At 68.5% G+C, this 7,279-nt stretch carries 7 protein-coding genes and 1 pseudogene; 5 read left to right on the top strand and 3 right to left on the bottom strand.

Annotated features, from left to right (window positions below):
* Positions 1-327 (top strand): annotated as a pseudogene (locus tag E1261_RS41590) (hypothetical protein); the annotation flags it as partial.
* On the opposite strand, the gene otsB reads toward E1261_RS41590, so the two are convergent.
* From otsB to E1261_RS41575, 3 genes are read right to left on the bottom strand one after another with little or no spacing between them, the layout of a single operon-like run.
* Positions 284-1,117, bottom strand: a complete 834-nt coding sequence (gene otsB / locus E1261_RS41585) for a trehalose-phosphatase (protein WP_132415273.1) — start codon at positions 1,115-1,117, stop codon at positions 284-286. The pseudogene E1261_RS41590 and the gene otsB sit on opposite strands and share 44 nt — an antisense overlap.
* A complete protein-coding gene (locus tag E1261_RS41580; RefSeq protein WP_132415272.1) occupies positions 1,114-1,722 on the bottom strand; it encodes a LytR C-terminal domain-containing protein in 609 nt (202 codons plus the stop codon). The genes otsB and E1261_RS41580 overlap by 4 nt, the downstream gene beginning before the upstream one ends.
* Before the next feature lie 2 nt (positions 1,723-1,724).
* Positions 1,725-2,033: a DUF3263 domain-containing protein gene (locus E1261_RS41575; RefSeq protein ID WP_132415271.1), complete on the bottom strand. Its 309-nt coding sequence runs from the start codon at positions 2,031-2,033 to the stop codon at positions 1,725-1,727.
* 147 nt (positions 2,034-2,180) lie between these two features.
* Here E1261_RS41575 and E1261_RS41570 point away from each other — a divergent pair, with 147 nt between their 5' ends.
* From E1261_RS41570 to E1261_RS41555, 4 genes are all read left to right on the top strand, one after another.
* Positions 2,181-3,584, top strand: a complete 1,404-nt coding sequence (locus tag E1261_RS41570; RefSeq protein ID WP_132415270.1) for an amidase — start codon at positions 2,181-2,183, stop codon at positions 3,582-3,584.
* On the top strand, positions 3,575-4,573 hold the full coding sequence (locus E1261_RS41565; protein ID WP_132415269.1) for a Gfo/Idh/MocA family protein: 999 nt from the start codon (positions 3,575-3,577) through the stop codon (positions 4,571-4,573). The genes E1261_RS41570 and E1261_RS41565 overlap by 10 nt, the downstream gene beginning before the upstream one ends.
* Entirely contained in the window at positions 4,570-5,979 is a 1,410-nt protein-coding gene (locus tag E1261_RS41560) for a trehalose-6-phosphate synthase (protein ID WP_238176778.1), read from the top strand. The genes E1261_RS41565 and E1261_RS41560 overlap by 4 nt, the downstream gene beginning before the upstream one ends.
* The coding region (locus E1261_RS41555) for an FGGY family carbohydrate kinase (protein ID WP_132415267.1) at positions 5,966-7,279 on the top strand (1,314 nt) is incomplete at its 3' end. The genes E1261_RS41560 and E1261_RS41555, both read left to right, overlap by 14 nt.

Raw genomic sequence — 7,279 nt, 5'->3', positions numbered from 1 at the left:
GTGGCGGGGGCGTTCACGATCGGGAACGTGGTGCTGAGCAAGCACGAGGTGTCGTACTTCGGGGACGAGTTGCTGGTGCAGCACGAGGAGCGGCACTCGTGGCAGTACTTCTGGCTGCTGGGGTTGCCGATGTTGCCCTTGTACGTCGTGGGGGTGGTCGTCTCGTGGCTGCTGACCGGTGATCCGGCGTCGCGGAATCCGTTCGAGCGGATGGCCAGTCTGAAGGACGGCGGTTACGTGGAACGGCCGGTGCAGCCGATCGGGCGGACGGTGGCGCAGGCGGTCAGCGCGCTGCGATCGCGTCCGAAAGGGCCGTCAGGACAGTGACGACGCCGGTGGGGTCGTCGACGACGATGTCGGCGGCTTCGATCAGCTCGGTGGCGCCGGAGGAGCGAGTGGCGAGCAGTACGGCGTTCAGACCGGTCCTGCGCCCTTCTTCGACAGCTCGGAACGCGGCCAGGTCGCCTAGGTCGTCACCGGCGTAGAGGATCGACTGGGCGCCGGTGGACTCGAGCAGTCGGCGCAGGGCCACGCCCTTGTCGATTCCGGGCGGGCGGAGCTCCAGGACGAGGTTGCCAGGCTCCAGGCGAAGCTGGGTCGCGTCGGCCAGCTCGGTGAGCGGCGTACGGAGTCTGGCGAAGGCACCGGCCGGATCGGTCAGGCGGCGGGTGTGGACGGCCAGAGAGCTCTCTTTGTCCTCCACGAAGGCGTCCGGCACACCGGCGACGCTCAGAAGCTCAGGGAGCCGCTCACGCGCCACTGCGACACCAGGCGGGACCGGGTCGCTGGTGATCTTGCCGGTGGACGCCTCCCACTGCTCCAGGCCGTAATGACCCAGTACGACGAGGCCGCCGAGCCCGGGGTGTCCCGTGACGCCGGTCAGCTCCGTGGCGACCAGTGCAGGGCGGCCGGTCACGATGGCGACCTGACGCACCGAACGGGCCAGCCGGGCCAGTGCGTCGAGCGCACCGTCGACAGGACGCGCACGGGCCGGGTCCTCGACCAGGGGGGACAGGACGCCGTCGAAATCGGTAGCGATCACCGCACTGGCCGGGTCGGCGACGATCGCCTGCCAGCCGGCGTGGCCGAGGTCGGTCTGGATGACCGGCGTACTCATCCGGTGTAGTCCGAGGTCAGGATCACCGTCAGGCGGTCCATCTTCATGTTGTCCAGCGCCGGCTTGGTCCGGCCGACACCGAGGTCGCGGGCCAGCTGGTTGGCCGCCTGCACCATCCCCGGCGGGTAGTAGACCGTGCTCTCGACGACCTTGCCGTGCCAGTTGTCCACACCGGACACGGTCCAGCCGGCCTGCCGCGCGCGCCCGGCGACCTGGTCGGCCAGGCCCTTGCGCGGGGTGTTGTTGTACACCTCGGCAGCCGGCCGCTCAGCGGTCGGAATCGTCGTCGGCTGCGTAGCCGGGGGCTGTGTCGGAGCAGTCGTGGGCTCTGTGGTCGGCACAGTCCTGGGCGGCACAGTGGTGGGCTCGGTGGTAGGTGGTGCGGTGGTCGGCTTCCGCGACGGCACACTGGCCACGATGGTCGACGGTCCACCGGACGGCTTGGCCGACGGCTTCGGCGTACTGGTGCCCTTCGGCTCGTCCGCACTGCTCTCGTGACCACGGGTCCCGAACAGCACGAGCAATCCGCCGACTACGGCAACGACGGCGACCACAGCGACCAGGGACGAGAGCACCTGGCCCTTGTCGCCCTTGGGGCGGGACATCGTCAGACCTCGATACCCAGTCGACGTGCGGAGCGGGCGCGCTGGCGGGCGGCGCGCAGCCGGCGCAGGCGCTTCACCAGCAGCGGGTCGTGCGCGAGGGCCTCGGTCCGGTCGATCAGTGCGTTCAGCACCTGGTAGTACCGGGTTGCCGACATCTGGAACTGGTCCCGGATCGCCTGCTCCTTGGCACCGGCGTACTTGTACCAGTGCCGCTCGAAAGCGAGGATCTGTCCGTCGCGCTCGGAAAGGCCGGCAATCACTGGCGTCGCGGCTTCGGCGGGCTCGGAAGAGCTGGCGTTGGCGCTGTCCATCTGCTGCTGACTCCTGTGCGGTCGGTGATCGTCCGTCCGCGCTCCACTGTACGTGCCGAACAACAGCAATGTCATTCACCGGTGGAACGACACGGAGCGTGTCGTACGCGGGCGGCCGGGCAGGGGTAACTCTGGCAGGATCAGAGGGTGAGCTCAACTCTCTCCAGCCAGGCGCTGGTGGAAGAGCTGCAGGCCAGGAGCCGTGAGGTGGACCCGCTGGTCAACGCCATCTGCACGCCCAACCCCGCCGCTCTCACCGACGCCGTTCAGCTCGACACGGAGCGTGACCAAGGTCGCGTCCGCGGTCCGCTGCACGGTGTCCCGGTGCTGGTCAAGGACAACATCGATACGGCCGGCCTGCTGACCACTGCCGGGTCACTGGCGCTGGCTGAGCAGCCCCCGCCGCCGCAGGACGCCGTACTGGTCCAGCGACTGCGGGCAGCCGGCTGCGTGATCCTCGGCAAGACCAACCTGAGCGAGTGGGCAAACTTCCGTGGCTCCTCGTCCTCCTCCGGCTGGAGCGGGTACGGCGGTCTCACGCGGAACCCGTATGCGCTCAACCGCTCGGCCGGTGGCTCCTCCAGTGGCTCCGGGGCCGCTGTGGCCGCCGGGCTCACCGATTTCGCCATCGGTACCGAGACCAACGGTTCGATCGTCTGTCCGGCCGCTCTGAACGGCATAGTCGGTCTGAAGCCGACAGTGGGCCTCGTCTCGCAGCAGGGCATCGTGCCGATCGCGCACTCGCAGGACACCGCCGGTCCGATGACCAGGACCGTCAGGCAGGCCGCAGCTCTGCTCAACGTGCTCACTGGCGGTGGGACCGACTACACCGAGCACTGCCGCGGGGACGACCTCAGCAACGTTCGCATCGGCGTACCGCGCGGTCCGCTCTGGGGCTACTCGCTCGGTCTGGATCAGGTGATCGAGCAGGCGCTCGAGACACTCAGCCGGTGCGGTGCCACTCTGGTCGACCACCTGTCGCTCCCGACACCAGGTGGCGACGAGGACCAGCTCCAGGTGCTCGCACACGAGATGAAGATCGACATGGCGGCGTACCTCGCCACCCGGGCTCCGGGCGGACCTAAGACTCTGGACGACCTGATCGCCTTCAACCGCGACCATGCGGAGGTGGAGCTGAAGTGGTTCGGCCAGGAGCTGTTCGAGCGGGCCGCAGCGACCGAGGGCCTGGACTCACCTGCCTACGTCTCCGCCCGGCTCACCGCACTGCGTGCGGGCCGGGACGGCATCGACGACCTGCTCAGGGACAACCAGCTCGACGCGCTGGTCAGCCCGTCGTACTCACCGGCCTGGAGCATCGACCTGGTGAACGGTGACAACGTGCTGGGCGGTTCGTCCTCACATGCCGCTCTGGCGGGCTATCCGCTGCTCTCGGTGCCCGCGGGACTGGTCTCCGGACTACCCGTCGGCATCACGTTCAGCGGGACCGGTCGGAGTGACGCCACGCTCATTCGCTTGGCTCACGCCTTCGAAACCGCGAGAATCAAGGCAGACGGACCGTTCCCGACCCCGGAGTTCACACAGTGGGTGTAGATCGTGTCAGCTGGGGCATCGTTGCTACTGGCAACATCTCGACCTCGTTCACGCGGGATCTGAAGCTGCTGGACGGGGCCGTCGCGACCGCTGTCGCCTCCCGGTCACAGGACAGCGCCGACCGGTTCGCGGCCGAGCACGGCATCGAGCACGCGTACGACGACTACCGCCGGCTGATCGACTCCGGCACCGTCGACGTGATCTACATCGGCACGCCGCACCCACAGCACTACGCGATCGCCCGCACTGCGTTGCAGGCCGGGGTCGCCGTGCTGTGTGAGAAGCCCGTGACGCTCACTGCGGCCCAGGCGCGCGATCTGATCGCCGTAGCCACCGAGCACAAGACTCTGTTCGCAGAGGCCATGTGGATGCGCACCAACCCGGTCATCCAGGCCCTGTTCGCGGATCTGGCGTCCGGAGTGATCGGAGAGCCGCAGCAGGTCGTTGCGGACTTCGCCTTCCACAAGCCCTCCCTGCCCGCACGGCTGCTGGACCCGGCGCTGGGTGGCGGATCGCTGATGGACGGCGGCATCTACCCGATGACGTTCGCCTACATGGCCCTGGGCCGCCCTGCCGAGGTGAAGGCAGTGGCCTCGCTCAACGAGGACCACATCGACCTGAACGTCGCCATGGCCTGGCGCTACGACTCCGGCGCGGTGGCGGCCCTCACCTGCGGTCTGAAGTCGCAGAACCCGTGGGTGGCCTCGGTGAGCGGTCCGGAGGGCAGCCTGCAGTTGCCGCACCGGTTCCACCACCCTGAGTACTACGTGCGTCACACGGCCGCTGGGGCGGAGCGGATCGACGTACCGGCGCATGGCCTTGGGTACCACTACGAAGCCACCGCTGTGATGCGTGCGCTGCGTGACGGGCAGATCGAGGTGCCGTCGCTGCCGCACACGGGGACGCTCGAGATCCTTGAACTGCTCGACGAGACGCGGAGCCAGATCGGGGTCCATTACCCCGGTGACGACGACGACCTGACTGGATGAACAAAAACATGCCCGACGGACGAAGTTCCTTCGTAGTGGTGGCCAACCGGCTACCTGTCGACCGAATCGAGATGCCCGACGGCAGTACGGCCTGGCGCCGCAGCCCAGGCGGTCTGGTGACCGCGCTGCACCCGGTGATGCAGGGCCACCATGGAGCGTGGATCGGCTGGACCGGGAGCGCCGACGAGAAGGTGGACCCGTTCGACAACGACGGGCTGCATCTGGTCCCGGTGATGCTCACGGCCGAGGACGTGGAGCTGTACTACGAAGGCTTCTCGAACGCGACGCTCTGGCCGCTCTACCACGATGTGATCGTCGCACCGGAGTTCCACCGCGAGTGGTGGGAGTCCTACGTCGCTGTGAACCGCCGGTTCGCCGAAGCGGCCGCAGATGCCGCCGCCGAGGGCGCCGACGTCTGGGTGCACGACTACCAGCTGCAGCTGGTGCCCGCGATGCTGCGCAGGCTGCGTCCGGACGTGCGGATCGGGTTCTTCCTGCACATCCCGTTCCCGCCCACCGAGCTGTTCGCGCAGATGCCCTGGCGCCGGCAGATCCTGGACGGGCTGATGGGCGCGGACCTGGTCGGTTTCCAGCGTCCTGGCGCCGCATCCAACTTCGCGCGGCTCGCCCGCAACCGGATGGGCCTGCGGACCCGTGGCGATCGCATCCACCTGCCGGACGACCGCGTCGTACGGGCCAAGGCCTTTCCGATCTCGATCGACGTCGGCGAGCTGGAGGAGCTGGCCCGCAAGCCGGAGACCGAGCAGCGGGCGCAGGAGATCCGTGACGAGGTCGGTAACCCGTCGCACATCCTGCTCGGCGTCGACCGGCTCGACTACACCAAGGGCATCCGCCAACGCATGCGCGCGTTCGGCGAGCTCCTGGACGAGAAGCGCATCTCCGTCGACGAGGCGGTCTTCGTGCAGGTCGCGACGCCGTCCCGCGAGCGCGTGGAGCAGTACCGCGTGCTGCGCGACGAGATCGAGCTCCTAGTCGGCCGGATCAACGGTGAGCACGGCCGGATCGGCACACCGGCGATCAACTACCTGCACACGTCGTACTCGCGCACCGAGATGGCCGCACTGTTCCGGGCCGCGGATGTCGCGGTGGTGACCCCGCTGCGCGACGGGATGAATCTGGTCGCGAAGGAGTACGTCGCGACCCGGTACGACGACACCGGCGCGCTGGTGCTCAGTGAGTTCGCCGGTGCGGCCGACGAGTTCCGTCAGGCCTTCCTGGTGAACCCGCATGACATCAACGGCATGAAGGACACCATCGTCGACGCCATGAACACCGACGACCGCCAGCTCGGCCGCCGGATGAAGGCGATGCGCAAGCACCTGGCTGCCCACGACGTGAACCTGTGGGCCGCCACGTTCCTCAAGGCGCTCCATGACGAGGACTGACGGCCGCCTCCTAGCACTCGACCTCGGTACGTCGTCCGCCCGCGCGCTCGTCCTGTCCGCAACAGACGCGTCCCCGGTCCCGGGCGCATTGGCGCGGCACAAGATCAGTCCGACGTACGGCGGTGACGGATCTGCTGTCCTCGACCTGCACGAGTACGTCGAGGGCTTGCTGGGCTGTCTGGATGAGCTACAGCAGGGCGGGCACCTCGAAGCGATCGAGGCGATCGTTCTGTCCACGCAGTGGCACTCGATCGTCGCCCTGGACAGTCAGGGCGCCGCTCTGACCCCAGTGATCAGCTGGGCGGACACTCGCTCGGTGGACCTCGACCTGGGGTCGTCGTTCGACGAGCAGGCGTTCCACGCGCGCACTGGCAGCTGGCTGCACCGGCTGTACTGGACGCGCCGCATCCCTTGGCTGCTGAGCGAAACGAGCCCCGCCAGCTTCGCCGGCCTCCCCGACCTGGTGATCGAGCGACTGACCGGTGAGCGCGCCACCTCGGTCTCAGTCGCGTCTGGCACCGGCACACTCAACCTAGCCACGGGCGAGTACGACGAAGAGGCTCTGGCGATCGCCGGTGTGAAAGCTGACGTCCTGCCGCCGATCGTGCCCACCGGGTGGACCGGTCGCCTGTCGGACGAGTACGCACGACGCTGGCCCGGCCTGGTCGGCGTACCGGTGCATCCGGCAACCGGAGACGGCGCCGCGTCCAATGTCGGCACCGGTGCCTACGACTCGCGATCCGCAGCAGTCACAGTCGGTACGTCGGCCGCCGTGCGGGTCGTGCACCCGATCGACAACGCCCCCGAGCTCCCGTGGGACCTCTGGCGGTACCGGGTCGACGACAAGCGCGCTGTGACCGGTATGGCGTTCTCGGCCGCCGGAAACATGCATGCGTGGCTCACGGGCCTGCTGCGGCTCGAACACGATGAACCGACCACCGTGGAGATCGGTGCGTCGCGGGTGATCGCCGTACCGTTCCAGGCCGGCACCAGACCGCCGGCGACCGTGCCTGGTGGTTCCGGCGTTTACTTCGGGCTGTCCTTCGACGACACCGCCGAAACGCTGCTCGCTGCTTCCCTGCAAGGGATCTCGCTCGAGGTGGACCGCGGACTGCGCAAACTGGACGCACTGTTCGGCCACGAGCTGTCCGTCGTCCTGGGTGGCGGCGGCATCGACGCCTCCGCCTGGTGGCGGCGCTGTCTCACCGCCACCTTCGCCCGCCCCACCGACGTCTGCGCCGAGCCCGAGGTCGGCTGCCGAGGCGCAGCCGCCGTAGCCCTCGGCCTGTCCCCCCAGCCC

It is taken from the genome of Kribbella albertanoniae, from assembly GCF_004348455.1.
In the GTDB taxonomy this organism is placed as follows: Bacteria; Actinomycetota; Actinomycetes; order Propionibacteriales; family Kribbellaceae; genus Kribbella; species Kribbella albertanoniae.
Note: the sequence above shows the minus strand (reverse complement) of the source record. Positions and strands in the feature narration are given on the sequence as shown.

Excerpts from the sequence above, each read along its gene's own strand:
- otsB (WP_132415273.1), bottom strand. The coding sequence starts at position 1,117 with ATGAGTACGCCGGTCATCCAGACCGACCTCGGCCACGCCGGCTGGCAG.
- E1261_RS41580 (WP_132415272.1), bottom strand. The coding sequence starts at position 1,722 with ATGTCCCGCCCCAAGGGCGACAAGGGCCAGGTGCTCTCGTCCCTGGTC.
- E1261_RS41575 (WP_132415271.1), bottom strand. The coding sequence starts at position 2,033 with ATGGACAGCGCCAACGCCAGCTCTTCCGAGCCCGCCGAAGCCGCGACG.
- E1261_RS41560 (WP_238176778.1), top strand. The coding sequence starts at position 4,570 with ATGAACAAAAACATGCCCGACGGACGAAGTTCCTTCGTAGTGGTGGCC.